The following is a 25,304-nucleotide window of genomic DNA, read 5'->3' on the forward strand; positions in this document are numbered from 1 at the left end:
CTGCTGTAAGTGGGCGTGCGCTCGGTTTTTGTGCAGAACTAGACGATTTCTAAAGGCGCCGCACCAAGTTTATACAAGCGAGCGCTCAACATTAAGATTGATAGGTAACCGAATGCAATCTAGAATGTACGTATACGTCTAATTTTTGGAGGTTATTTCTTGGCTCTAGGGCTGTCAAGCGCTAATGAATTCGATGAATGATGTAAGTCCTCAAGGTCAATGCAGCGTTCCAGCCTAAATTATTTGTAAACTCCTTAGAAAACAATTTGTTGTACGGGTACGTAGGTGCTGGCTATGCGTCACATGCCTCTCCCCAAGAAACGTTTCGTGAGAACAATTCCACGAATCGAAATCGACCTTGACCTATTTGGATATTGCCGACGACAGATCCGAGTGGAGATACCCCTTCCTCTGTTCAGTCAATGGCGTCCACTGCGCCTAGAGCATTCCAGGGTGTAGTCATGCACCGGTGCGTAAGCCGTTGTTAAGGAGCGCGATCTGAGGTCTGCGGACTGCGATGTGTGCGACATTCTCCAACCTTCGCATTTGACGTTGTGCTCGGGAGAGCAAGCAGTCACCAAAAGCAGCTTTAGACACATGTATGTACAGGGCGGATGTCGTATATGCGGACAGCACAGAAATCAGTGCCGACGGAGTTTGCTGGGGTCAAGCCGATGGGTGACGCACTTCGCAAATCCACCGTGTGGCTGAGTCTTCGACGGTTGAAAGAGGTGATTTTGTGAATGCCAAACCCGTTGCCTGGATGAAGGTAATGTCCGACAGGCCTATTACACTGAGAATGGCTTTGAGGTAGGGACGGAAAAAATCTGGTTGACGAGGTGGATCCTCGAACATTGCACCGCCTGAAGTGACCGCCACGAAGGTGGGGCGGTCACGCAATAGCCCTTTTTTCCCTTCTTTAGTCGAAACAAATGTCACATCTCGACGGACAACGTAGTCAATCCAATTTTTAAGTGTTGCAGGGATGGTGAAATTATGAACAGGTGTCGAGATCCAGAGGACATCGCACTCATCTAGCTCTTTAATGAGTTCGTCCGATAGGGCTAATGAAGTAGCGAATTTTTGCTGAGCGTCTTCGAGCAGTAGTAGAACGGATTCTGCGTAGTCAGCAGTCATTGCTGGAAGCGGTTCTGATCCTAAGCTTCTGCGCTTAAGCTCAACATCCGAGCTTCCAGCTTCGGCCAGTTTAGGGATTAAAAGATCAGTGAAGTAGCGGCTGGCCGAACCTTCGAGCTTAGGGCTGCAGTCAAGCAATAGAATCTTAATTTTTGACATTTTATCTACCCTCAAAATGGAGCAGAGGAGGCTCCGGTTGCACGCTAATGTTAGGTGGATTAGCGGCCTTTACTTCTCTGCTCCGTGACTGACCTGAATGCTGGCTTAGTTAATTGAATTCTTAAGAACTTAGCGGGTGAGCCAGGTAGGTACGATCTGAGTACCCATGCCAGCACCGTACCCAAAATAGATATTCAGTCCAGCAAGCGGCTCAAGATAACGTGCGTTCTTAACGCCGCCGGCGTCCATAGTGTTCCAACCGAACGACTGCGCTAAGGCTTTCACTGTCAGCTTGGCGGGTTGGTCATCGCCAGCAATGAGAACGTTGGCAGTCTGATCATCTGCATAGGCCGGGCCGTCAGCCAACACCTGCGCGAAGATGGTGTTAAAGGCCTTCACAACGTGAGCAGCGGGAAACGCCTGCGCAATTTCTTCAGCAGCGCTTGTTGTGTGACCGATAGTCAGGCCCATGAAGTCTGCAGTAAGAGGGTTGGTCACATCTACAATGATCTTGCCGTCCAGATTCCCCAAGGACTTCAAGGCCAGAACCGCATCAGCGAAAGCTGTAGCCACTATCACGATCTGACTATCACCCAGAGCTTCAGCAGCAGGGTAGGCTGTCACACCTTGATATTGAGCCGCGAGTCTTTGCGCTTTGCTCATGTCGCGTCCGGTCACACGGACTTCATGGCCTGCTCCTGAAAACTGCTTGGCGAAAGCAGAGCCCATATTGCCAGTACCGACGAGAGTAATGTTCATCTGTTGATCCTTTAGGGATGTTGTGAAGGTCTCAGTCTATACCTTAGAAAATTTGAATAAACGTGCTAGGATTGAATGGATTGTTGATCTGAGAGAAACAATATGGATCGAGCGCTTGAGATGAAGGTGTTCTGTACGGTGGTGGATCGCGGAAGTTTTGTCGCTGCATCCGAGGTTCTGGGCGTCTCAAACGGTGCTGTTTCCCGTCGCATCAGCATGCTTGAAGATCGCCTTGGCGTTCGGCTGCTCCACCGAACAACACGGCGCCTTGCGCTCACAGAGGAAGGGAGGCTGTTTTACCAACAAGCTCGCGATGTGCTGAGCAGGATTGATGAGGCTGAAAGCTCGGTCTCTCACGGGGCGGGGGAGCCTTTGGGAACCTTGCGTATCAATGCCCCATTCAGTTTTGGCATCTTGCACCTGGCTTCTCGATGGGCCCATTTTTTGGAGCGCTACCCTAAAATAGAACTCGATATCAATCTGAACGACCGTCAGGTTGATCTAATTGAAGAAGGGTATGACGTTGCTATTCGAGTGGCAAAACTTCAGGACTCATCTCTAATAGGTCGACAGATCGCAAGCACTAGGATGCGACTGTGCGCCGCCCCGCGTTATCTAGAGAACTGCCCTTTATTAAATGACCCCGCTGATCTGCTGTCTCACCGCGTGATAGCCTATACCAACTTTGCAATGGGTAATGATTGGCGCTACATTGGGCCTGATGGGGAAGGCGTGATTTCTACCCGCCCGGTTGTGCGGTCTAATAACGGTGATACGTGTAGATCCATTGCGCTCGCCGGTGGTGGAGTTTTACTACATCCCAGTTTTATGATTGGGCAGGATATTGAGGAAGGAAGATTGGTAGAGATCCTTCCTGACTATAAGTTTGTGGAGCTTGGTATTTTTGTAATTTACCCAACACGTAAATACCTTCCTCCTAAGGTTCAGGTACTCATACATTTTTTGACGAGTGAATTTAAAGGTGTCTCGTGGGATTAAAATTGTAAAACTCCAAAGGTGATAAATGGCATCTAGCAATGAGGTCTCGGAGACCTCGCCATAGCTTGAGAACAGAAACCACCCCCCGGCCTTTCTGCAATCTCCGATTTAGGTGCGGAAAGTGCATGTGCCCGATGTGTCCCGGGTTGCTGACTGGAGTCATCTAAAGTGAAATTAGGCAATTAAACAAGTTGGCATGTTAGGCGGGTTTGGATTTCGAGTTTGTTAATTGACTATGGCGACTCATGCCAATAGAGATTGGTGAGTTATGAATCGGAGCGAAGGGTGTAACGGGAGAGGACAATTGTAGATGCCACGGTTTTTTTTAAAAAAGAGCAAAAAAAACCGCCCGGGGACAGGCGGTAAATCAAAGGGCCGACGTGCAGGGGCGGGAGGGGAGCCCCTTGCGCCATCGGGGTTAACAATAATGGAGCAGCAGATCTTAGTAAAATCGATCTGGGTAATAAGCTTCATCAACCATTCATTAGGTTTTGATTTCTGTAGTTTGGGCATGGTGTGCTGTCAAGAAGGCTTTCACGCGCCATTTGTGAGTCAATTTGTGATTTCTCTGACAATTTAATTGACAGTTCCATTCCAAGTGCTCTGGAAAGGTGATTAAAGGCGGGGGCGCTCTGTTGTTGATACCTGGGAGGACAGTGCGCGCGTCAGTTCATCAAGTGCTGGCGAGAGTTCTTGATAGATGTGGCAGGCCTTGGACGTGGGTTCGATACTGCGACCATTCAGGATAAAAAGCGGATCCTCCAAGCTCCGGCGCAGCTTGTTGAGGGCGGCGGTTACCGTAGGTTGGCTCACGCCGAGGGATTTAGCTGCGCGTGTCACGTTCAACTCTTCCATCACACGTTCAAAAATGACCATTATGTTTAGGTCTAGTTTTCGCAGTTCTTGTCTGTTCATTTCTCACCCAAGACTTGCTAGGAGATCGGGGTTATCTCCTAATGATTTACTTCGAATCCAAAACTCAAAAAGGCCTAATGTCGAATCTAGCATCGCACTAAAAAGATGGTGATCCAAACCGTGGAGAAATAAGCCACCCAGGGCGCATTGTAACCACTTTGTGGGTTGTTCGATGTTTAGAGTTGAATCTAGTTCTCCATTTTTCTGTGCATCATGTAGCATAGAGCGGACTTTAATGGTTAGTCTTTCCTGAAGTTCTTTGTTGCGCCGATTGATTTGTGGTTGCCATTTGCACGTTAATACCGCCTTAGTTAATAGTAGGAACTCTTTATTGCTGACAGTCTCTATAATCGCGTTTTTCAGGTGGGCGAGTCCACTTGATAAGGCCTCAGGCTTTTCGAGATATCTCTCAAGAGGTGTTTGGTATTCTGTAAGAATTTGTTCAAGAAGATTTATTTTTCCATTATGGTGCCAGTATATAGCCCCCCGGGATACGCGAGCCTCCTTGGCAATCGCATCCAGAGTGGCGGCTTCATAGCCATCTCGAACAAATACTGATAGTCCGGCTTTAAGAATGTTTTGGCGCGTTTTTTCTGCGTCATCGCGAGACTTTCTAGCCATTGATAACCTCCCCGCTGGAGAGGTGTATATTGCATCCGCCGCTTCGTTCTATCTTGTTTTTAGTCGCCTTCAAGGCCTCAATCAGCTGTGCTTCACGCCTTACGGCTCTTGAGACAGGTGCTATCACAGATATTGCATAATTTCCGTGTTGAGAGTTAATTTCTACAGAAACTGAATAAACCCCTTCGATAAATTGCTCTGACTCAATTGCATGACCAAGCTCTCGGATCTCCCTCAAGTTGTCCATTAGCTCGTTGCGTCTTAACGTGAGGGGAGTGTGTTGAGGTAAAGAGTGCGGAATTATTTTTTCAAGCATGTCGTCCGGCTGCTTTGACAAAAATAGCCTTCCGACCGAAGTGGAATAGATGCAGCCATATACACCTAGCGGAAAAACTATGCGTAGCTCTTTTTTTGCGACCGCGCAGTATACCGTAAGAATTTTCTCGCCCATGAGTGACGACAATGCCACTGACTCTTGGATTTGCTCTGATAGCTCATCAATCACCGGCCCCGCTTTGGAAACGATGTCGAATTGAGTGAGGGTCATTAACTCTCCCAGCGCTGGGCCTAGCCGAAAGCCGTTTCCTACTCCCAACTGCTCAACAAGCTGCTCGTCCTGTAGGGCAGTGACGATTCGTTGAACGGTCGATCTAGGCAAACTTACTTGCTTTGCGATACCCGCCAAGCTGAGCCCTTTGGGGTGGTAGCCCAATGTCCGCATGATCGACGCTGCTTTGGCGATCACCTGTATACCCGGATGTCGATCGTGTTCTTCCACGAAGTTGCCCTCTCAAGACTGAATGGCTGATCCAGAGGCCCTAAGGAGGGGGCCCCCCGACCCGCGGTGAAAAAAGATCGTTGCGGGCCAGTGATGCCATGATGGTACACTGTTCCGCATAACGGTACACGCCATTGAGCTTTTTTCTTAAGGAGAACGTCGTGCGAAGGTTCAGAACCCGTTGGATTCCTTACCTTTTTCCGGTATCGGGCTTGCTTCTCGGTGGATGCAACGCCGAAGCCCCTCAGGCGGTGGCTCAGCCCATTGAAGTGGGTGTTTACACTGTCCAGTCTGCACCATTAACACTCACTACCGATTTACCTGGGCGCACAGCTGCTTTTCGCGTAGCGGAAGTGAGGCCCCAAGTGAGTGGAATTCTCCAGCAGCGTCTTTTCATGGAAGGCTCAGAAGTAAAGAAAGGACAGCAGCTGTATCAGATTGATGCGCGCACCTATCTCGCTCAACAGGCCCGTGCCGAGGCAAATCTTCGTAGCGCCAAGAACTTGGCTGACCGCTATGAGCGATTATTGCAAACCAAGGCTATCAGTCAGCAGCAGCGAGATGATGCAGTGTCTGCATGGAAACAAGCAGAAGCAGATAAGCGCGTCGCGGATATTAATGTTCAGTACACGAGGGTGTTATCGCCCATCACGGGACGCATTGGTCGATCGGCGGTTACAGAAGGCGCGCTTATGACGGAAGGTCAAACTTCATCCATGGCCACAGTGAATCAACTTGACCCTATCTATGTAGATGTCACACAACCAATCACCCGAATTCTTGCTCTAAAACGCGCGTTGAAGTCTGGTGACTTGATCAACGCCGGTGATGATCAGGCACAGGTAGGCCTTACTCTGGATGATGGTAGCGTCTATCCGCTACAGGGAACGTTAAAGTTTTCTGAGGTGAGCGTTGACCAGGGTACCGGTTCAGTAACGTTGAGAGCCGTTTTTCCAAACCCTGATCGCGCCCTGCTTCCGGGAATGTTCGTTCACGCTCAGTTGAAGGAGGGTGTGAAAGAGGAGGCGATGATTGTCCCTCAGCAAGCGATAACTCGAGACAGCAGAGGTATCGCAACTGTATGGGTTGTCAAACCGGATGGCCATTTAGAGCATCGAGACCTCTCGACTTTGAGAACTGTTGGAAACGGGTGGTTGATCAACGGTGGTCTCAAACCCGGTGAGAGAATTATTACTGAAGGACTGCAGCGCATCAATGCCGACAGCGTGGTTAAGGCGTCGCCAGCCCGTAATGTCGATCTTGGCGCGTTGGCCGCGTCAAGGTAAGGATTAGAAGACCATGTCTCGTTTTTTTATTGACCGCCCTATCTTTGCTTGGGTTATTGCCTTGGTGATCATGTTGGCAGGTGCACTTGCCATCAAAAGCCTACCTGTCAACCAATATCCCAATATCGCAGCGCCGGCTATCCAGATCAGTGTGACGTACCCCGGCGCCTCTGCCCAGACTGTGCAAGACACGGTCGTCCAGGTGATTGAGCAGCAACTGAGCGGGCTGGATGGCCTCCGGTATATCAGCTCGGCATCCAACTCCGACGGTAGCTTGCAGATCACGGTTACCTTCGATCAAGGTACCAACCCTGACATCGCGCAAGTCCAAGTGCAGAACAAACTGCAGCTTGCGACACCTCAACTGCCGGAAGAAGTTCAGAGGCAAGGAATTCGGGTCGTAAAATTCCAGATCAATTTCATGCTTGTCCTTGCTCTGGTCTCTACCGATGGACGTCTGTCAAATTTCGATTTGGGCAACCTGATCGTATCTCAGCTTCAAGACCCCATCTCGCGCACCAAGGGCGTTGGCGATTACCTTGTGCTGGGCGCTCAAAACGCGATGCGTATCTGGCTGGATCCGGCCAAGCTGAATGGATATCAGCTTGAACCGTCAGATGTGGTGTCGGCGATTTCAGCACAAAACGTACAGGTCTCCAACGGCTCGATTGGTGGGTTGCCGACGCGTAAGGGCGTGCAGTTGAATGCCACCGTAATCGGCAAAACGCGCATGCGTACGGTCGATGAGTTCAAGGAAATTTTGGTCAAGGTACAACCTGACGGTTCTCAAGTACGTCTGAAAGATATCGCTGACGTGACCTTGGGTAGCGAAAACTATTCCATTAGTGCCGAATATAACGGTAAGCCATCTGCTGGTATCGCCCTGCGTCTTGCCACAGGCGCGAACCTTCTCGACAGCGTTGCAGCAGTAAAGGCAGCAGCCGAGAATATTAAGCCTTACCTCCCAGCGGGTGTGGAGATTGAGTACCCGTACGAAACAAGCCCGGTCGTGAGCGCTTCCATTGAGGCGGTAGTTCACACCTTGTTCGAAGCGATCATCCTTGTCTTCGTGGTTATGCTTCTCTTCCTGCAGAACCTTCGCGCGACCCTTATCCCAACCTTGGCTGTGCCAGTTGTACTGCTTGGTACGTTCGGAATCTTGTTCGCCTGCGGCTTTACCATCAACGTCATGACGATGTTCGCCATGGTTCTAGCCATCGGCCTGCTGGTCGATGACGCAATCGTGGTGGTGGAGAACGTTGAACGTTTGATGACAGAGGAACATCTGTCTCCTAAAGACGCTACCTACAAGTCTATGGAGCAGATTTCCGGAGCTTTGGTCGGTATCGGCCTGGTAATTAGTGCCGTGTTCCTGCCGATGGCTTTCTTTGGTGGTTCGGCGGGGATCATCTATCGTCAGTTCGCAATCACGATCATCTCTGCGATGGGCCTGTCAGTGCTGATTGCGCTGATCTTCACGCCTGCGCTCTGTGCCACATTGCTGAAGCCGCATGTACCAAAACCGGGCGGTAAGAGAGGCTTCTTCGGATGGTTTAACCGGATGTTTGAAACTAACACCGACCGTTACGAGGGCGGTGTCAAGCGACTGCTACGCAATCCGAAGCGTTCGTTGATTGTTTACTTGCTCTTAATTGCCGGTGTTGCGTTCCTGTTCCGTCAGCTGCCCAGTGCATTTCTTCCTGGTGAAGACCAAGGAACGATGATGGTGCAGATTCAGACGCCTCCCAATAGCAGCGCGGGGCGAACCCAGCAAGCTCTCGATCAGGTTCGTGATTACGTGTTGGAGAATGAGAAAGACACCGTGGATTCGGCATTTGCTGTGAATGGCTTCAACTTCGCAGGCCGTGGTCAGAGCTCAGGTATCGTGTTTCTGGGGCTCAAGCCCTTCGACGACAGAAAGACAGAGGCTCAAAGTGTCTTTGCCTTAGCAGAGCGGATTGGTCGGTTCATTCCAACGGTGAAGGACGCTGTAGTGATTCCTATTGTCCCGCCCGCGATCATGGAAATGGGTAACGGGGTTGGATTTGACGTCTACCTCCAAGATAACAGCGCCTTGGGGCACGAGGCCCTGATTGCAGCCCGCAATCAATTCCTTGGTCTTGCAGCCCAGGAGCCTTCGCTGCAGCTGGTACGTCCGAATGGACTCAATGATGAGGCCCAATACCAAGTCACTGTTGATGACGAAAAAGCGCGTGCTTTGCAGGTGTCGATCGAGTCTATCAACGACACCATGTCGGTTGCGTGGGGTTCAGCCTATGTCAACGACTTCATCGACAAAGGCCGCGTTAAAAAAGTGTACGTCCAAGGTGAGCAGGACGGACGGATTTCACCAGAAGACTTTGACAAATGGTACGTGCGCAACGCGGTGGGGCAGATGGTGCCATTCTCGGCCTTTGCTACGGGCTCTTGGATCTATGGGTCACCAAAACTGGAACGCTATGGGGGCATTTCAGCTGTAGAAATTCTCGGTGAGCCGGCCCCAGGCTACAGCTCTGGAGATGCAATGGCTGCTGTCGAGCGCATCGCCTCCCAGCTTCCTAATGGTATCGGGATTTCCTGGACAGGTTTGTCCTATGAAGAGCGTGCTGCAGGTTCTCAAGCACCAATGCTCTACGCTCTCTCGCTGATCATGGTCTTCCTTTGTCTTGCTGCGATGTATGAGAGTTGGTCTGTGCCAGTGTCGGTCATGCTGGTGGTGCCACTCGGAGTGCTCGGCGCTGTAGCAGCAACGCTTGGCCGTGGCCTCTCCAATGACGTGTTCTTCCAAGTCGGCATGCTGACGACCATGGGCTTGGCGGCTAAGAACGCCATCCTTATCGTCGAGTTCGCCAAGGAGCTGTACGAAAATCAGGGGCGTAGCTTAACGCAGGCCGCTGTGGAGGCTGCGCGACTCAGGTTGCGTCCGATCATTATGACTTCGATTGCATTCGTGATGGGAACTCTGCCGCTGGCCAGGGCACATGGCCCAGGTAGTGGTAGTCAACACTCGATTGGTACGGGCGTAGTTGGGGGCACCTTGGCTGCCACCTTCCTAGCGATTTTCTTCGTACCGCTGTTCTACGTTGTGGTCATGAAAATTTTCAACTACAGACGCTCCAAGAAATCCGAGCAATTGAGAGGAGTTGGTGATGAAGCGTGAACTCTTGCTGCTCTCACTCGTGGCGGCACTGGGAGGGTGTAGCCTTATTCCTCAGTATGAGAAGCCAGCTTTGCCTGTACCTGTGGTCTGGCCTGAAGGAGACGCTTACAAATCCCCCGCGGGTGGAAATGCATCACTCATGGGCTGGCAAACCTTTTTCAAAGATCAAGATCTTCACCGGCTCATTGACGTTGCGTTGGACAACAACCGAGACCTGCGCAAAGCGGCGTTGAATGTCGCTGCGTACCGTGCTCAGTATCAGATTCAGCGCTCGGAGATTGTGCCTGAAATCGGGATTGACGGAAAAACAGGCCGCTCAAGAGTGCCTGCCGATTTGTCGCCCACTAATCGGCACATGACAAGCGGAGACAACAGTGTAGGTATCGGCCTGACAAGTTATGAGTTGGATGTATGGGGGCGGATCCGCAGTCTGTCAGCCAGCGCGCTGGAGACCTACCTCGCTAGCGAGGAGACGGAGCGCAGCGTCCTGATCGGCTTGGTAGCTGATGTCTCGACGGCCTATCTCACCTGGCAGACCGACAATCAGCTGTTGGCTGTCACACGTGATACGTTGACGAACTACAGTCACAATCTGGATTTGATAGAGGAGAGCAGCTCGGTCGGTACCGCTTCTGACCTGGACGTGCGCCAGGCAAGAACGCTTGTCGACAGTGCACGGGGCCAGGTACAGGTCTACAAGCGCCAGGTTGCCCAGGACAGGAATGCCCTGCGATTGTTGATTGGAGCCGATATCCCGTCCGATTTGAGGATGAAGGAACTGGAAGGCCAGATCCTGGCTCCGTTACCTGTGGGGCTACCCTCGGACTTGTTGCAGCAGCGTCCGGACATCCGAGCCGCTGAACATGCGCTTCAAGCTGCCAATGCCAATGTAGGAGCTGCGAGAGCTGCTTTCTTCCCGAGTGTAACCCTCACAGCGAACGCCGGTACCGCAAGCAATCAGTTGAGCGGCCTGTTCGACAACGGTTCTGAAAGCTGGAGCTTCGTGCCACAGATTCACGTGCCCATCTTTACAGGCGGACGGCTGAAAGCGAGCCTGGATTACGCCAAAATCCAGAAGGACATTAACGTTACGAACTACGAGCAAGCAATTCAGGTTGCATTTAGGGAAGTCTCCGACGGCCTTGCAGCAACTGGCACGTGGGGCGAGCAGATGCAGAGCCAACGGGATCTCGTCCAGTCTACGGACGAGTACACGCAGATGGCTCAGCAGCGGTATGACGAAGGGGTAGATAACTACCTCACATTGCTTGACGCGCAGCGTCAGCAGCTGTCTGCAAGGCAAAAATTGCTGACCGATCACCTTGAGCAGCTCATAGCTCAGATCCAGATGTACAAAGCTTTAGGAGGCGGGTGGAGTTCGATGAATATCGCTAGCGCACGCTAACGCTAGATCAAGTAGCGATGACGGGTCAGGATGGCCCGTTGTCGTTTCCGCATGTCATCATGGGTAAATATGAGCGCGTTTCTATTGAGGGCGTGTGTCGCCAGCTATCGCGCTTTTTTCAGCGCACCTTTACTTACGGCAATGCGCGTGTGCCCATCCAGCTACTCGTTGTCGCTCGACTCGTGAATTTTATGCGTTGCAATGGCGCTGCGCAAACCGACTTCGTCCGCAGCTCAAGCAATCGGGCAAGCAATTGCTACGACTGATCTGCAGGCGACGCCAACGGCTTGCCTCTCATCCGAGCGCACTTGATACACTTGGGGGTAATCCGCTCGATTGAGTGAAATTTGATGACGTGTGGAATAGGGACGGCAATGCTCGAGCAAGAAAAATCTGGTGGGATACAAGTCATAGCCCGTGCTGCTGCCATCATGCGTACGTTAGGGGATCACCCAAAAGGGCTAAGTCTGGCTGGCATTTCGCGAGAGGTTGATTTGGCTCGCTCAACCGTCCAGCGAATTATCAATGCGTTGGTGGAGGAGCGACTCGTTGAGCCGCTTGGCCCAGGTGGAGGCTTTAGGTTGGGTTCTGCACTCGGTCAGCTTCTTAACCGAACCCAGTCAGACATCATCTCTGTGGTAGGCCCCATTATTGAGGCCGCATCGGAGCGACTGCAGGAAACCGTAATCTTGGCATCGTTGGTGGGTGACAAGGTATTCATCTCGTACTGCGCGGTCGCTCAAAGAGAATTGAGGATTGTCTTCCCTGTCGGCATGCATGCTCCAGCCCATGCCACCGCGGTAGGAAAAATCTTCTTGGCGCAGTTTCCTGATGAGGTGCTCGACGGCTTGTTACCTTTGGAGCTGGAGGTGCATACGCCGATGACTCTGGATAGAGAATCGCTTTTGCGTGAAATCGTTCAGGTACGCACTGATCATTTCGCTATGGACGAAGAGGAATACATCGAAGGAATATCAGCTCTGGCGTTGCCAGTATTCACCTATCTGGGAACATATGCGATCGCAATCTTAGCTCCCTCAACTCGGGCAAGTCGGCGAGAACAGGAATATTTGCAATCGCTACAAGCGGTGAAGCTAGAGATTGAGAAAAACATTGGTACTGCGCTGTCTTGATCGATGAAGCGCCCATCGACGAGGACTATCAGGAGCTCTTTGTATTCTGGAAGGTTGCACGCTATGACAGTTCAGAATGTTCAACCTTCCAATTGCCGTCAGATGAGGGGCGCATCCTTCAGCAACGGGGTTGTTAGCGAATTCCGCCGGAGGCGTAGAGGATTTCGCCCGTAAGCCATCGGGCATCCTCGGATGCCAAGAACAGGGCCAACGGCGTGATGTCTGCAGGCACACCTACACGCCTAAGTGGCGTACGTTCAACAAAGCTTTGCTCAATGTCGCCCCCGATAATGCCCAGTGTGTTCGTGCCCTCTGTCACGATGAGTCCAGGATTGATCGAGTTGACCCGAACGCCGTGGGGGCCGAGTTCTTTGGAAAGCGTTCGCGTGATCATGTCTACGGCTCCTTTGGAGGCGGTATACACCAAGGAGCCCTCTGGGGTTTCTGCCGTAGCGGTCGAGCTGATGTTGATGATGCAACCCATGCGCTCAATGAGCGATTCGCGTGCCAGCTGGCAGCAGTGGATGACTCCTAGAACATTGAGATTAAACATCGTGTGGAAGCTTTCTTCAGTGATCTCCTCAAGCTGATCGAACCCATACACTCCCGCATTATTGACCAAAATATCGACCTGCCCGAACGCTTGATTACAGTCCATGAACATTGCTTCGACCTCGCTCCGAGCCGCGATGTTGGCTTTTACGCAGATAGCCTGGCCGCCATAGGATTTGATGGTATCCACGACTCGTCGAGCTGCTTTGACGTCAGAGGCATAGTTGACAACCACGTTGGCCCCTTCGCGGCCAAATCCTAGAGCAATGTCTGCACCCATGCCTTTAGATGCGCCGGTGACGATAACTGTTTTGTTTTCAAACCTTCTCATACTGTTCGATCTCTTCGAATAGGAACGCGGGAGCGGCAAGCTGCACACAGCATGCGGCTCGTAGAGGCCGTTCATCCCAACACCTTCTAGTTACCCAGTTGGTAGGTGATTAGGGGCGGGTGGAGATCGATTTTGCGCTTCGCCGTACATGCAAGGGTTGCGATTGGCGCAAGCCATGATTCCACTTACCGGAAGGGTGAGGTTCGCAGAGCTCAGGTAAAGTGGAAAATCATGGGTGTGGATGCGGGAGTGCGCTGCGCGGCCAAGGGCGCCATACGATGGCAATCCATCAGTGGTCTGCAATTTTTCCCGGTTTTGAGAGGCGTAAGGCAGGAAACGTAGGCTCGTCAGTACCAACGCACCGCTGAGTATTCAAAATGAGGTAGACGCTGACATGAAGCTTCAATCAGCGCCGTTGAGCATAAGCTTCAAGCATTTCAAAAACAGGGGGCGGTACTCTTCCGGGAGTGTTTCCAGCAGGCGCTGTTCAACCTCTACGTCCTTAGGAAGGACGCGTTCTAACAATCTCGCCCCAGCAGGTGCCAGGTGCAGTTGATAAGCCCTCGCATCTTCTTTTGCCGTGCTCCGTACGATGAGCTTGTTCGCGCAAAGCCGTTTAACCATGTCAGCGATGGTGTTGCGATCCATGAAGAGTTGAGAGGCGAGCGCGTTCTGGGTAAGGCCAGGTGTTTGCGATATGACCACGAGCGCAGCTTTTTGCCGCGGAGTGATGGACTCAGAACCAAACGCTTCGCTGAACATCTCCTCTGCCCGGAAATGTGCACGCCTTAAGAGGTGCGAGGGGATGTCCTGGAGTTGAAAGCGGTCAACGAGTAATTGCACCTCTGGAGAAAGGATTGCGAGTTCGTCCTTTGTAGGCGGGGCGGCTTTGGGGCTAGGGGTCATGAGCCTGTCATCATTACGGTGCCGAGTGGCAAGTGAATTATGCGGGGAGGCGTACTAAACCTCCCCTGATCAATGGAGAGTAGGGCTGATTGCATTGACTTGCAAGGCATCGGCCCGGATTTCAGTTATAAAAACGTACGAATACATACAAAAAATAGCTTTGACAGAGCGCCTTTGGCGAAATACGATCGCTCCATATAGGACGTACACGTACATAGCGAGAACAAGAAATGCCTAGCAATCCGTCCGTAGCTGTGAAATCTCTCTGGTCGCCGGTTCCCGTTAAGGCGCTCCCTGCACCGCATTTTCGGTATAGCCCAATCGTCAGGTCTGGCCCGTTTCTGTTCATCTCTGGGATGGTAGGCCTCGATCCTGAAACGGGCGGGCTGGTGAAGGGTGGCCTTGAGATTGAGACGAGGACGATCTTCCATAACCTTCAGAAAGCTTGCGATGAGTTGGCCATCCAGGCTCAGCAGCTCATGCTCGTTCGAGTCTACTGTTCCGATTTCAGCGCGTTCGGCGACTTCAATGGTGTGTGGAATGAATTTTTTAAAGACGTGACGCCTCCGGCGCGGACGTCTATCGGAGTATCGGCGCTCCCGTTAGGGGCGGTGATTGAAATGGAGTTCCAATTCGCAATCGAATGATCCTGCCTTTAAAAAAACAAATACTAGGAGAAACGATATGGCACAAGGCGAAATTGTAAGCGGTTTTCTAGCGCCGCATCCGCCTCATATGGTCTACGCGGAAAACCCGCATCAGAATGAGCCCAAATCGACTGGCGGTTGGGAGCAACTACGCTGGGCATACGAGCGAGCTCGGGCGAGCATTGAAGAACTCAAGCCCGATGTGTTACTCGTGCACTCACCTCATTGGATTACCTCGGTTGGTCATCACTTCATTGGTGCAGAGCATCTTGAAGGTAGGTCAGTTGATCCTATTTTCCCGAACCTGTTCCGTTACGATTATTCCATAAAGTTTGACGTCGAGTTGGCTGAGGCCTGCTGTGAAGAGGGGCGCAAGGCTGGTCTTGTGACCAAAATGATGCGTAATCCTCGATTCCGGCCCGACTATGGGACTATCACGACGTTGCACATGATCAGGCCTCAGTGGGATATCCCGGTCGTCTCGATTTCCGCCAATAACACTCCCTATTACCTGAGCATGCAAGAGGGTCTCGGTGAGATGGATATCCTCGGGAAGGCGACTCTTGAGGCCATCAAAAAATCCGGTAAGCGAGCGGTGCTGCTTGCTTCCAATACCATGTCGCATTGGCACTTCCACGAGGAACCCGTCCCACCAGAAGACATGTCCAAGGAACATCCTCAGACCAGGATTGGGTATGAGTGGGACATGCGTATGATCGATCTAATGCGCCAAGGTCGGATGGAAGAGTTCTTCCGGATATTGCCAGAGTTTATTGTAGAGGCTTTCGCGGAAATGAAATCCGGTGCCTTTACCTGGATGCATTCTGCGATGCAGTATCCGACGATGCCTGCAGAGCTACACGGCTATGGGACAGTTATCGGAACAGGTAACGCGGTAGTGGAATGGAATTTGGTTAAGGCTGGTCTTTCCAGAGCTGCGGCTCAATCCGTCTAATCATTCCCATCTTCGTTAGGTATTCAGCTATGACCATTGTATCCGCATTCCTTGTTCCTGGCAGCCCACTGCCACACCTTCGTTCTGATGTCCCAAGCTGGAATAAATTCAAGCTTGCGATGGAAAACGTTGGGCAGGCCCTGCGTGCTTCAAAACCTGATGTCGTACTGATCTATTCTACCCAATGGTTTGCCGTGCTTGACGAGATTTGGCTTACTCGGCAACGAAGCACCGATGTCCATGTCGATGAAAATTGGCACGAATTCGGTGAGCTTCCATATGACATCTATTCAGACGTTGAGCTTGCGAATGCTTGTATTGATGCCTGCCGGTCTGCGGGTGTCAACGCGCGTGGCGCCGACTATGAAAGCTTTCCCATCGACACTGGAACTATCGTAACGTGCAATGCGTTGAAGATCGGCACCCCTGATTTACCAGTAGTGGTGGCGTCTAACAACCTCTATGACGATCCGACTGCAACTAGGAAGCTCGCCGGTCTCGCGGTGTCACGATTGTCGGAAAAAGGTAAGCGCATTGCGGTCGTAGGTGTCGGCGGACTTTCGGGCAGCGTGTTCACGACGACGATCGAACCCTCTGACGATCATATCGTTAAAGAAACTGAAGATGAGTGGAATCGTAAGATTCTAGATTTGATTCAGGAAGGTAGTAAAGGTGAGCTTTTAGAAGTACTGAAAACGTACGCGAAAGAAGCCAGGGTGGAGATGGGGTTCAAACATTTCCATTGGCTTTTGGGTGCGTTAGGCGAGCGTTTCAAAGGCGCAAATGTTCATCATTATGGTGCGATCTATGGTAGCGGCGCAGCTGTAGTGGAACTGCTCATCTGAATCAGTGATTTGATGCGGGTTTGCCGCCCGCAATTTAGCTAAAGTTTTAAATTTCATTGTCCCTTGAAGTTGGGATGACGGGCGCTTGCATTCTCTATTTGGGCGTCCGTCTGTATTTAAGTTTAGATGTATTCGCGTTTTATCGAGGTAGTCTATGAAGCAATACCGAAACTTTGTTAACGGCAAGTGGGTTGAAAGCCCCAAGACCTTCGAAGATGTAACCCCTATTGACGGCTCCGTGATTGCCGTTGTGCACGAGGCAGATCGCAATCTGGTTGATGAGGCAGTTCAAGCAGGTCATCGAGCACTTGAAGGGGAGTGGGGTCGAACTACAGCGGCGCAGCGGGTAGATTTGCTTCGTCGGATTGCCGATGAAATGGAGCGTAGGCAGCAAGACTTCCTTGAAGCTGAAATGGCTGATACAGGTAAGCCTCTGGCCATGGCCTCCACGATCGACGTTCCTCGCGGGATCGCAAATTTCCGTACCTTTGCCGATATTCTGGCAACGGCGCCTTTGGATAGTCATCGTCTGGATCTGCCGGAAGGCGCCTACGCGCTGAATTATGCAGCCCGCAAGCCGCTGGGTGTCGTAGGCATTATTTCTCCGTGGAACCTGCCACTCCTACTGCTGACTTGGAAAGTCGCGCCGGCACTAGCCTGTGGTAACGCGGTCATCGTCAAGCCTTCGGAGGATACGCCCGGTACTGCAACCCTGCTAGCCGAGGTCATGGAGGCAGTGGGTGTTCCTCCGGGCGTGTTCAACCTGGTTCACGGGTTCGGCCCCAATTCTGCCGGCGAGTTTATCTCGCAGCATCCCGATATCAGTGCCATCACATTTACCGGTGAATCGAAAACCGGCAGTACGATCATGCGTGCCGCTGCTGAGGGTGTAAAACCCGTTTCCTTCGAACTCGGAGGAAAGAACGCGGCTGTCATTTTCGCCGACTGCGATTTTGACAAGATGCTGGACGGCATGATGCGTGCCCTGTTCCTTAACAGTGGTCAAGTATGCCTGTGCTCGGAGCGTGTCTACGTTGAGCGTCCAATCTTTGACCGTTTCTGTGAAGCGCTAACCGCACGTATCAAAGCACTGAAAGTCGATTGGCCACATCAGGCCGATACCCAGATGGGCCCGCTGATTTCGGCGAAGCATCGAGACAAGGTATTGAGCTATTTCGAACTGGCTCGGCAAGAAGGTGCCACGTTCCTGGCTGGTGGTGGTGTGCCTCGCTTTGGTGACGCACGTGACAATGGTGCTTGGGTCGAGCCTACCGTGATCGCAGGGCTGACGGATGAGGCTCGCGTCGTGCGTGAGGAAGTGTTTGGGCCGATTTGCCACGTCGCGCCGTTTGACACAGAAAAAGAGGTCATCCAACGGGCGAATGACACCCGCTACGGACTGGCGGCGACCATTTGGACGACCAATTTGAGTCGTGCTCATCGCGTCAGTGAGTCGATGCGGGTCGGTATCAGTTGGGTCAATACTTGGTTCCTTCGTGACCTGCGTACCCCGTTTGGTGGTGCAGGGTTGTCCGGTATTGGGCGAGAGGGCGGCATGCACTCCCTCAATTTCTATTCGGAATTGACAAACGTCTGTGTCCGCATCGACCAGGAGACCGGTGATGTCTGAAGTAAATGAAAAACTTGCCGCACTGCTTGATGAAGCTGAGAAGTCTCGACTTCCAGTTGAACCCCTGCGCGGGCATATCTCAGGCGGAATCGCCCAAGCCTATGAGATCCAGCAACTCAATGTTCAGCGTCAGGTAGCAGCAGGTCGCAGAATCACTGGCCGCAAGATTGGGCTGACGTCTGCTGCGGTGCAGAAGCAACTCGGCGTGGATCAGCCTGACTTCGGCACTCTGTTCGACTCGATGGCGGTGAATGATGGCGAAGAAATCATTTGGTCTCGGACACTGCAGCCTAAGTGTGAAGCCGAGGTAGCGCTTGTTATCGAGCGCGATCTGGTGCACGAGAACATCACTCTGACCGATCTGATTGCAGCCACTGCTTATGCTTTGCCTGCGATTGAAGTGGTCGGTAGCCGTATCGCCAATTGGGACATCAATATCCTGGATACGGTCGCAGATAACGCATCGGCGGGTCTTTACGTCCTTGGACACACCCCCGTGAAACTCGACGGCCTGGACTTGCGATTGGCAGGAATGGTCATGGAGCGCGCTGGACACCAAGTCTCTCTGGGCATCGGAGCTGCATGCCTTGGGCATCCGCTAAACGCCGCTCTGTGGCTCGCCCGTACCCTGGTTGAGCAAGGTACCCCGCTAAGGGCGGGAGACGTAGTACTCAGCGGTGCTCTCGGCCCACTCGTCCCCGCCCACCCGGGTGATGTTTTTGAAGCTCGTATTCATGGTCTCGGCAGCGTGCGCGCTTGCTTCGGCCCTGATCTCTGAGGAGTAGTTATGAAGATCATCGAAATCGCCAAGCGCCTTGACCAGGCCGCTGTGACCGCGACTGCCACTCCTCAGCTCACTGGCGCCGACTCCATCACTGTTCGAGAGGCCGCCGAAATCCAACGGTTGCTGATTGCCCATCGGATTGAGCGTGGCGCGCGTCAGGTTGGGTTGAAAATGGGTTTCACCAGCCGTGCCAAAATGGCTCAAATGGGCGTATCTGATCTGATTTGGGGTCGGCTGACCTCGGATATGTGGGTAGAAGAGGGTGGAGAGATCAATCTCGCCGATTATGTTCATCCGCGCGTAGAGCCAGAGATCTGCTACTTGCTGGGCAAGCGTCTTGAAGGGAATGTAACCCCCCTTCAAGCATTGGCGGCTGTTGAAGCAGTAGCGCCTGCTATGGAGATCATCGATTCCCGCTATCGTGATTTCAAATTTTCTCTGCCCGATGTTATTGCAGACAACGCATCGTCCTCAGGATTCGTGGTGGGGGCATGGCATAAGCCCGATACTGATGTCAGCAACCTCGGCATGATCATGAGCTTTGACGGTCGCTCGGTAGAGCTAGGGACATCGGCAGCGATCTTGGGCTCGCCAATTCGTGCCCTCGTTTCCGCGGCCCGGCTCGCAGCCGAACAGGGTGAGGTGTTGGAACCAGGAAGCTTGATCCTAGCGGGGGCTGCAACGGCAGCGGTTGCATTGAGACCCGGTACCTCTGTTCGTTGTGAGGTGCAGAATCTCGGCAGCCTCTCGTTCTCCACGGCAAAGGGAGAGTGAGCATCATGGCTACCGACGTAAATACAACTGCTAAATTGGTCGATGGTAAAGCCAAACCGATGGGTGCCTTTCCGCACGTCAAGCGCGCAGGGGATTTTCTGTTCGTCTCTGGTACTAGTTCGCGCAGGCCTGATAACACCTTTGCCGGTGCAGAGCCCGACGAGAACGGGCGCCCGAGATTGGATATCGAAGTCCAAACACGAGAAGTGATCAACAATATTCGCGATATTCTTCAGAGCGTAGGTGCTGATCTAGAGGATGTCGTAGAAGTTTGTAGCTATCTCGTTAACATGAATGACTTCGCTATTTACAACAAAGTATACACAGAGTTCTTTAGCGCAGCAGGCCCTGCCCGAACCACTGTTGCAGTTCATCAGCTGCCTCATCCTCAGCTTGTCATTGAAATCAAAGTTGTAGCCTATAAGCCGCTTTGAAAGGCACTGATAAATGTGATTCGGCACAATGCGTAGATTGGAAATGCGCATTTGTCGAATCCGGAGAATCCCTATGTCACAAGATACTGTTTCGGTCGCAATTATTGGGTCAGGCAACATCGGCACCGACTTGATGATCAAGATCATGCGCAACTCTAAAACCCTAAAGGTCGGGGCGATGGTCGGTATTGATCCGAAGTCTGACGGCCTCGCGCGGGCCCAACGGCTTGGGGTAGCGACGACTGCTGATGGTGTAGATGGTCTGATTGATATGCCTGGCTTCAAGGACATCAAGATCGCTTTTGATGCGACCTCGGCTGGTGCCCATGCGGTGCATAACCAGAAACTTCAAGCTCATGGTGTACGCGTTATCGATCTGACGCCTGCCGCCATTGGCCCCTATGTCATTCCCGTGGTCAACTTCGAGCAGCACACGGCGGCTCCAAACATCAATATGGTCACCTGCGGAGGACAAGCGACGATTCCGATCGTGCATGCCGTTTCGCGAGTCAGCCCGGTGCACTACGCAGAGATCGTAGCCTCGATTTCCAGCAAATCCGCTGGCCCAGGCACTCGTGCCAACATCGACGAATTTACTGAAACTACCTCTAAGGCGATTCTCGAGGTAGGAGGCGCAGCAGAGGGGCGGGCAATCATCATCTTGAACCCTGCCGAACCTCCTCTAATCATGCGCGATACCGTGTACTGCTTTGTATCCGACGACGCAGATGAAAAGGCCATCAGCGATTCGGTTGAAAAGATGATTCAGTCGGTGCAGGAGTACGTGCCAGGATATCGGCTCAAGCAGCAGGTTCAATTCGAGAAAATCACTGAAGAGAATAAGCAAAACATTCCGGGGCTCGGTTGGGCTACGGGCTTGAAAGTGTCAGTGTTTCTTGAGGTTGAAGGGGCGGGGCATTACCTGCCTTCGTACGCTGGCAACTTGGACATCATGACGAGTGCGGCTTTGACCGTGGCTGAGCGAATCGCTGTCGCCGGCGCCAAGGGAGTTTGAGATGATCGATCGCGAAAAACAAATCTATGTTTCAGACGTTACCCTTCGTGATGGGATGCATGCAATCCGTCATCGCTACAGCGTCGAACAGGTAGCTCAGATCGCAAGCGCCCTCGACGAAGCCGGCGTTGACAGTATCGAAGTCGCTCATGGTGATGGACTCAAGGGATCGAGTTTTAACTACGGCTTCGGTGCCCACAGCGACCTGGATTGGATTTCAGCCGCCGCAGAGGCAGTCAAACACGCACAGATCGCCACATTGTTGCTGCCTGGCATCGGGACTGTCCATGACCTGAAAGATGCCTATGACGCCGGTGCGCGCATTGTTCGCGTTGCGACTCACTGTACGGAAGCGGACGTGTCTCGGCAGCACATTGAATATGCCCGCAAACTCGGTATGGATACGGTCGGGTTCTTGATGATGAGTCATATGCAGACTCCGGAAGGCCTCGCTCAGCAAGGGAAGCTGATGGAAAGCTACGGCGCTCAATGCATTTATGTCGTCGACTCAGGTGGGGCGATGAACATGTGGGACATCGCTGATCGCTTCAAGGCACTCAAGGACGTTTTGGATTCCAGCACTCAGACTGGCATGCACGCTCACCATAACTTGAGCCTTGGTGTTGCAAATAGCCTAGTAGCGCTCGAGAACGGGTGCGACCGGATTGATGCGAGCCTCACTGGGATGGGCGCCGGCGCCGGTAACGCGCCGCTTGAAGTGTTCATCGCTGCAGCGGAGCGTATGGGCCTCAACCACGGCTGCGATGTGAAAAAGCTCATTGATGCAGCCGAAGACATTGTTCGTCCTCTCCAAGAAAGGCCAGTGCGCGTAGACCGCGAAACGCTTGCCCTTGGTTACGCCGGTGTCTACTCGAGCTTTCTTCGCCATGCTGAAGCAGCAGCCAAAAAATATGGCATTTCCGCTTTCGACATTCTTGTTGAACTGGGCAAGCGCCGCATGATTGGCGGGCAGGAGGACATGATCGTCGATGTTGCTCTTGACATGCTGAAAGAGCGTGCATGAAAGAATTACGCCGGTTTTAAAGTGTTAAGTATCGCTTTTGAAAGTTAAACCCGCTCCAATCGGATCGAGTGACGGCTGCACGCAATTGTGCAGCTGTCGTCAATAAAAACTATAAGCTCGGTGGTCAAGTATGGGTATCAGCAGAAACTCTGTGCGTGCATCATTTTTCCCAAACCTAAAAAAAGCTTTGGGTATGACAACTATTGCTGTTGCACAATGCGCGAATGCAACAGAGGGAGGTGGTTCTATCTATCCTCCCGGGGTGGAGTCATGGATGTCCGGCGCAATGCCGCCTCCAGGAGCCTACGGAATAGTTTATGCGCAAGACTATCGCGCCGATAGGTTGCGAGGTAATGACGGAAAATCGGTTCCGATTGATTTCGATTTACGGGCAAATGTCATCGCTCCAAGATTTATTTGGGTGACGGACACCGAGGTTCTCGGCGGACAGCTGGCTTTCCACACTATCATACCCCTGGTAGACCTACGTGTTTCGGTGGGAAATGAGCATGATCGTGAGCGTGGGCTGGGCGACATAACGATTGGGCCTGGCTTAGGGTACCACTACAGCGAAAATTTCCATGTCATCTACGGTATCGATTTCTATGCGCCGACAGGACGTTATGATCGAGACAGTATCGCCAATATAGGACGAAATTACTGGACGGCCCAAGGAGTGGTGGCGATGACATATGCTAACCCTGTAGGGCTAAATGCAGATGCAAAAATTATGTACGGTGTTAATTCAGAGAATCCTGACACAGACTATAAGTCGGGTCAGGAATTTGTAGTTGACTATGCAATCGGCTGGGCAGTAGCGCCAGGCTGGGTAGTGGGCGTGGGAGGTTACTACTATCAGCAAACGACCGATGACCGTCAGGATGGAGACCGGCTTTCGGATAACAAAGGTAAGGCGTTTGCCATTGGCCCTGCAGTGAAATACAGCAATGCCCAAGGGTGGTCACTGACCGCTAAATGGCAGCGCGAGGACTATGTAAAAAATAGGCCTGAAGGTGATGCATTCTGGCTCAAGCTTGCTTTCGCGTTTTGATCACGCAACCTTGTCTCATGAGTACTTCAAATATGACAACGCCCCTTTATCGAAATTTTACGACCCGCCAGGCCTTGGATGAGCAGTACGACGTTGAACAGACCGTACCTGATTTTGGCCAATATGTCTCGCACTATGTAGAGAGCAGCGCTATAGCAAGAGAGCAGTTAACATGTTCTCTTGATATACGCTATGGTGCATCGGTAGAAGAAACGGTCGATATTTTTTATCCCTCTGATGCCACAGCCTCTGTTTTAAAACCAGCGGTCTTCTTCATCCACGGCGGGTTTTGGAAGGCAACAACGAGCAAGGAATGGAGTTTTGTGGCTCAGGGCCTCGCGAAGTTGGGTGTTGTCACCGTCGTAGAAAATTATACGCTATGCCCTAAGGTTTCAGTCGCAGAAATTATCAGACAGCATCGAGCAGCGTATGCCTATGTCTGGAACAACGCCGCACGGTTCGGTATAGACCGTAACAGAATTGTACTTGTCGGGCATTCGGTTGGCGGGCACGGAGTTGCAGAATTACTTGCAACTCAACTATGGGGTGATTACGGATTAGCTCCGACGCCATATAAAGCAGCAATTGCCGTGAGCGGATTGTTTGATGTGCGTCCTATTCCTCACACATTCGCAGGCCCTATCCTTGGTTTAAGCGTAAGCGACGCAGAATCATTGAGCCCGTATTTACGGATCTCCAATAATCGAGTTCCGCTCCAGGTTGTAGTCGGCGAGCAGGAAACAGATGAGTTCATCCGTCAGTCGCTTGACTACATCACGGCATGCTCCGAACAGGGTTGGGAGGTAGAGAAGTATATAGCCGAGAAAAATCATTTTGATATTTTGGACGAATTCTTCCATGGCGAGGGCGTCATGATTGACTACCTTTGCCATCATCTAGCATTGACAACGCCTGAAAATGCCAATGTTAGAGAGGATTGCTGAAGGAATGGCGGTCTTAAGAAGAAGGCCGGTATGGATGGTCAACGAAATGACCACCAGCCGAAGTCTCAGAGCGTCATTATTAAATTACATAGGTGTGCGCAATGAATAACCTACCTGCAAAACAACGAGATACTGACTGGTCTATTTGGTCTCTTGCCTATTGTCAAGTCGATATGGCTAAGGACTTTTTCGGTGGTGCAGGAATTTTCAGTAATTCTGGCACTTGTTTGAATCCAATGATCTATACGCTCCTCGTCGGGGGAGAGGTTGGAGGGAAACAGCATGTCGTCCTTGTCGATTGCGGTTTCCAAAATGATCACTGGTTGACTCGTTACGCATTTTCCAGCTGGGAAGATCCAAAGGACGTACTTGGTCGTGTTGGTTTTGCTCCCGAGGATGTCGATACAATTTTGGTCACGCATATGCACTTTGACCACATGGGGAACTTTGAGGCTTTCCCTAATGCTAAGCTATTCATCCAGCTTGACGAGTACACAGGTTGGTCGAAGGCTGTATGTTCGTCCCATCAGCATGAAACACCCGAAGAAACTGAGTGGGTATTTACTTCGTTCGATCCAGTTGATTTGATGCGTGCTGCTCAAGGCGTGGCGGATGGTCGGGTTAAGTTCATTACGGGTGATGAAGAAATTCTGCCTGGTATTACTGCGCGATTGGCGAAAGACAGCCATACCTTCGGCTCACAATGGTTCGAAATTAGCACCCGTAATGGCCCCTTCATCGCCGCTGGTGATATCGTATATTGGTATTCCAATATTGAGCGCATGTGGCCACCAGGCTACCACCAAGGTAATGCATTTAATCAGATTGATGTGTACCGGGAAATGCGGAAAATAGTGAAGGATAAGTTTGAGCGTGTTATTCCGGGTCATGATGCTGAGATTTGGAATCGGCACCTGACATGGCTTGCGCCGAGCGGTAACCAAATCGCGGAGTTGAATTTGAAAGACGGCGACACTTCAAGGAGGCCAGCGGTCTCCAATCAAAAGATCATGTTTACCTGATGCTTATGCCCGGCGGAGTGACCACGACTCTCCGCCGG

24 protein-coding genes are annotated in these 25,304 nt (G+C 51.9%); 17 read left to right on the forward strand and 7 right to left on the reverse strand.

The genetic code is table 11. The features are described 5' to 3' along the window. Window positions 1-666: 666 nt before the first annotated feature. Both AAZU54_RS05555 and AAZU54_RS05560 read right to left on the reverse strand, forming a co-directional pair. Window positions 667-1,296, reverse strand: a complete 630-nt coding sequence (locus tag AAZU54_RS05555; protein ID WP_434726755.1) for an FMN-dependent NADH-azoreductase — start codon at window positions 1,294-1,296, stop codon at window positions 667-669. A 129-nt stretch (window positions 1,297-1,425) separates the two neighbouring features. Continuing rightward, window positions 1,426-2,055 carry an NADPH-dependent F420 reductase gene (locus AAZU54_RS05560; RefSeq protein WP_434726756.1) on the reverse strand — a complete coding sequence of 210 codons (630 nt, stop codon included), beginning with the start codon at window positions 2,053-2,055 and terminating at the stop codon, window positions 1,426-1,428. 102 nt (window positions 2,056-2,157) lie between these two features. Here AAZU54_RS05560 and AAZU54_RS05565 point away from each other — a divergent pair, with 102 nt between their 5' ends. Further along, window positions 2,158-3,054, forward strand: a complete 897-nt coding sequence (locus AAZU54_RS05565; RefSeq protein ID WP_434726757.1) for a LysR family transcriptional regulator — start codon at window positions 2,158-2,160, stop codon at window positions 3,052-3,054. Between the two features lie 615 nt (window positions 3,055-3,669). On the opposite strand, the gene AAZU54_RS05570 is transcribed toward AAZU54_RS05565, so the two are convergent. The 3 genes from AAZU54_RS05570 to AAZU54_RS05580 are packed head-to-tail and all read right to left on the reverse strand — an operon-like array spanning window position 3,670 to window position 5,368. Further along, a complete protein-coding gene (locus tag AAZU54_RS05570) occupies window positions 3,670-3,969 on the reverse strand; it encodes a LysR family transcriptional regulator (RefSeq protein WP_434726758.1) in 300 nt (99 codons plus the stop codon). Between the two features lie 3 nt (window positions 3,970-3,972). Further along, on the reverse strand, window positions 3,973-4,590 hold the full coding sequence (locus AAZU54_RS05575) for a TetR/AcrR family transcriptional regulator (RefSeq protein ID WP_434726759.1): 618 nt from the start codon (window positions 4,588-4,590) through the stop codon (window positions 3,973-3,975). Beyond that, window positions 4,583-5,368, reverse strand: coding sequence for an IclR family transcriptional regulator (locus AAZU54_RS05580; protein ID WP_434726760.1), 786 nt, complete (start codon window positions 5,366-5,368; stop codon window positions 4,583-4,585). Before AAZU54_RS05580 ends, AAZU54_RS05575 begins: the two co-directional genes overlap by 8 nt. A 161-nt stretch (window positions 5,369-5,529) precedes the next feature. Between AAZU54_RS05580 and AAZU54_RS05585 the strand changes: the two genes are divergently transcribed. The 4 genes from AAZU54_RS05585 to AAZU54_RS05600 all read left to right on the forward strand — a co-directional run bounded on the left by AAZU54_RS05585 (window position 5,530) and on the right by AAZU54_RS05600 (window position 12,352). Beyond that, on the forward strand, window positions 5,530-6,654 hold the full coding sequence (locus AAZU54_RS05585) for an efflux RND transporter periplasmic adaptor subunit (RefSeq protein WP_434726761.1): 1,125 nt from the start codon (window positions 5,530-5,532) through the stop codon (window positions 6,652-6,654). Between the two features lie 13 nt (window positions 6,655-6,667). Next, on the forward strand, window positions 6,668-9,814 hold the full coding sequence (locus AAZU54_RS05590) for an efflux RND transporter permease subunit (protein WP_434726762.1): 3,147 nt from the start codon (window positions 6,668-6,670) through the stop codon (window positions 9,812-9,814). Beyond that, window positions 9,804-11,219, forward strand: a complete 1,416-nt coding sequence (locus tag AAZU54_RS05595) for an efflux transporter outer membrane subunit (RefSeq protein ID WP_434726763.1) — start codon at window positions 9,804-9,806, stop codon at window positions 11,217-11,219. The genes AAZU54_RS05590 and AAZU54_RS05595 overlap by 11 nt, the downstream gene beginning before the upstream one ends. 374 nt (window positions 11,220-11,593) lie before the next feature. Next, a complete protein-coding gene (locus AAZU54_RS05600) occupies window positions 11,594-12,352 on the forward strand; it encodes an IclR family transcriptional regulator (RefSeq protein WP_434726764.1) in 759 nt (252 codons plus the stop codon). A 133-nt stretch (window positions 12,353-12,485) separates the two neighbouring features. On the opposite strand, the gene AAZU54_RS05605 is transcribed toward AAZU54_RS05600, so the two are convergent. Continuing rightward, window positions 12,486-13,310: an SDR family NAD(P)-dependent oxidoreductase gene (locus tag AAZU54_RS05605; RefSeq protein WP_434726765.1), complete on the reverse strand. Its 825-nt coding sequence runs from the start codon at window positions 13,308-13,310 to the stop codon at window positions 12,486-12,488. Window positions 13,311-13,637: 327 nt separating this feature from the next. Further along, window positions 13,638-14,141, reverse strand: a complete 504-nt coding sequence (locus tag AAZU54_RS05610; RefSeq protein WP_434726766.1) for a MarR family winged helix-turn-helix transcriptional regulator — start codon at window positions 14,139-14,141, stop codon at window positions 13,638-13,640. A 230-nt stretch (window positions 14,142-14,371) separates the two neighbouring features. Here AAZU54_RS05610 and AAZU54_RS05615 point away from each other — a divergent pair, with 230 nt between their 5' ends. From AAZU54_RS05615 to AAZU54_RS05670, 12 genes are all read left to right on the forward strand, one after another. Next, window positions 14,372-14,788 (forward strand): RidA family protein, encoded by a 417-nt coding sequence (locus AAZU54_RS05615; protein WP_434726767.1) that lies wholly within the window; start codon window positions 14,372-14,374, stop codon window positions 14,786-14,788. Window positions 14,789-14,825: 37 nt separating this feature from the next. Continuing rightward, on the forward strand, window positions 14,826-15,743 hold the full coding sequence (locus AAZU54_RS05620) for a tRNA U-34 5-methylaminomethyl-2-thiouridine biosynthesis protein (protein ID WP_434726768.1): 918 nt from the start codon (window positions 14,826-14,828) through the stop codon (window positions 15,741-15,743). Window positions 15,744-15,772: 29 nt separating this feature from the next. Then, entirely contained in the window at window positions 15,773-16,588 is an 816-nt protein-coding gene (locus AAZU54_RS05625; RefSeq protein WP_434726769.1) for a tRNA U-34 5-methylaminomethyl-2-thiouridine biosynthesis protein, read from the forward strand. Between the two features lie 154 nt (window positions 16,589-16,742). Then, window positions 16,743-18,218: a 2-hydroxymuconic semialdehyde dehydrogenase gene (locus tag AAZU54_RS05630; RefSeq protein ID WP_434726770.1), complete on the forward strand. Its 1,476-nt coding sequence runs from the start codon at window positions 16,743-16,745 to the stop codon at window positions 18,216-18,218. After that, window positions 18,211-18,996, forward strand: a complete 786-nt coding sequence (locus AAZU54_RS05635) for a 2-keto-4-pentenoate hydratase (protein WP_434726771.1) — start codon at window positions 18,211-18,213, stop codon at window positions 18,994-18,996. Before AAZU54_RS05630 ends, AAZU54_RS05635 begins: the two co-directional genes overlap by 8 nt. Window positions 18,997-19,005: 9 nt before the next feature. Beyond that, complete coding sequence (locus AAZU54_RS05640; RefSeq protein WP_434726772.1) at window positions 19,006-19,776, forward strand: 2-keto-4-pentenoate hydratase; 771 nt, start codon at window positions 19,006-19,008, stop codon at window positions 19,774-19,776. A gap of 5 nt (window positions 19,777-19,781) precedes the next feature. Next, entirely contained in the window at window positions 19,782-20,210 is a 429-nt protein-coding gene (locus tag AAZU54_RS05645; protein WP_434726773.1) for a RidA family protein, read from the forward strand. Between the two features lie 73 nt (window positions 20,211-20,283). Further along, window positions 20,284-21,225: an acetaldehyde dehydrogenase (acetylating) gene (locus tag AAZU54_RS05650; RefSeq protein ID WP_434726774.1), complete on the forward strand. Its 942-nt coding sequence runs from the start codon at window positions 20,284-20,286 to the stop codon at window positions 21,223-21,225. Between the two features lies 1 nt (window position 21,226). Further along, complete coding sequence (dmpG, locus tag AAZU54_RS05655) at window positions 21,227-22,249, forward strand: 4-hydroxy-2-oxovalerate aldolase (protein WP_434726775.1); 1,023 nt, start codon at window positions 21,227-21,229, stop codon at window positions 22,247-22,249. 130 nt (window positions 22,250-22,379) lie between these two features. After that, window positions 22,380-23,300 (forward strand): SphA family protein, encoded by a 921-nt coding sequence (locus AAZU54_RS05660; protein ID WP_434726776.1) that lies wholly within the window; start codon window positions 22,380-22,382, stop codon window positions 23,298-23,300. 32 nt (window positions 23,301-23,332) lie between these two features. After that, complete coding sequence (locus AAZU54_RS05665; protein WP_434726777.1) at window positions 23,333-24,244, forward strand: alpha/beta hydrolase; 912 nt, start codon at window positions 23,333-23,335, stop codon at window positions 24,242-24,244. Window positions 24,245-24,345: 101 nt separating this feature from the next. Continuing rightward, on the forward strand, window positions 24,346-25,266 hold the full coding sequence (locus AAZU54_RS05670; RefSeq protein WP_434726778.1) for an N-acyl homoserine lactonase family protein: 921 nt from the start codon (window positions 24,346-24,348) through the stop codon (window positions 25,264-25,266). The last annotated feature ends 38 nt before the right edge of the window (window positions 25,267-25,304 follow it).

The organism is Pseudomonas sp. Je.1.5.c, from assembly GCF_051129895.1.
Classification (GTDB): domain Bacteria; phylum Pseudomonadota; class Gammaproteobacteria; order Pseudomonadales; family Pseudomonadaceae; genus Aquipseudomonas; species Aquipseudomonas urmiensis.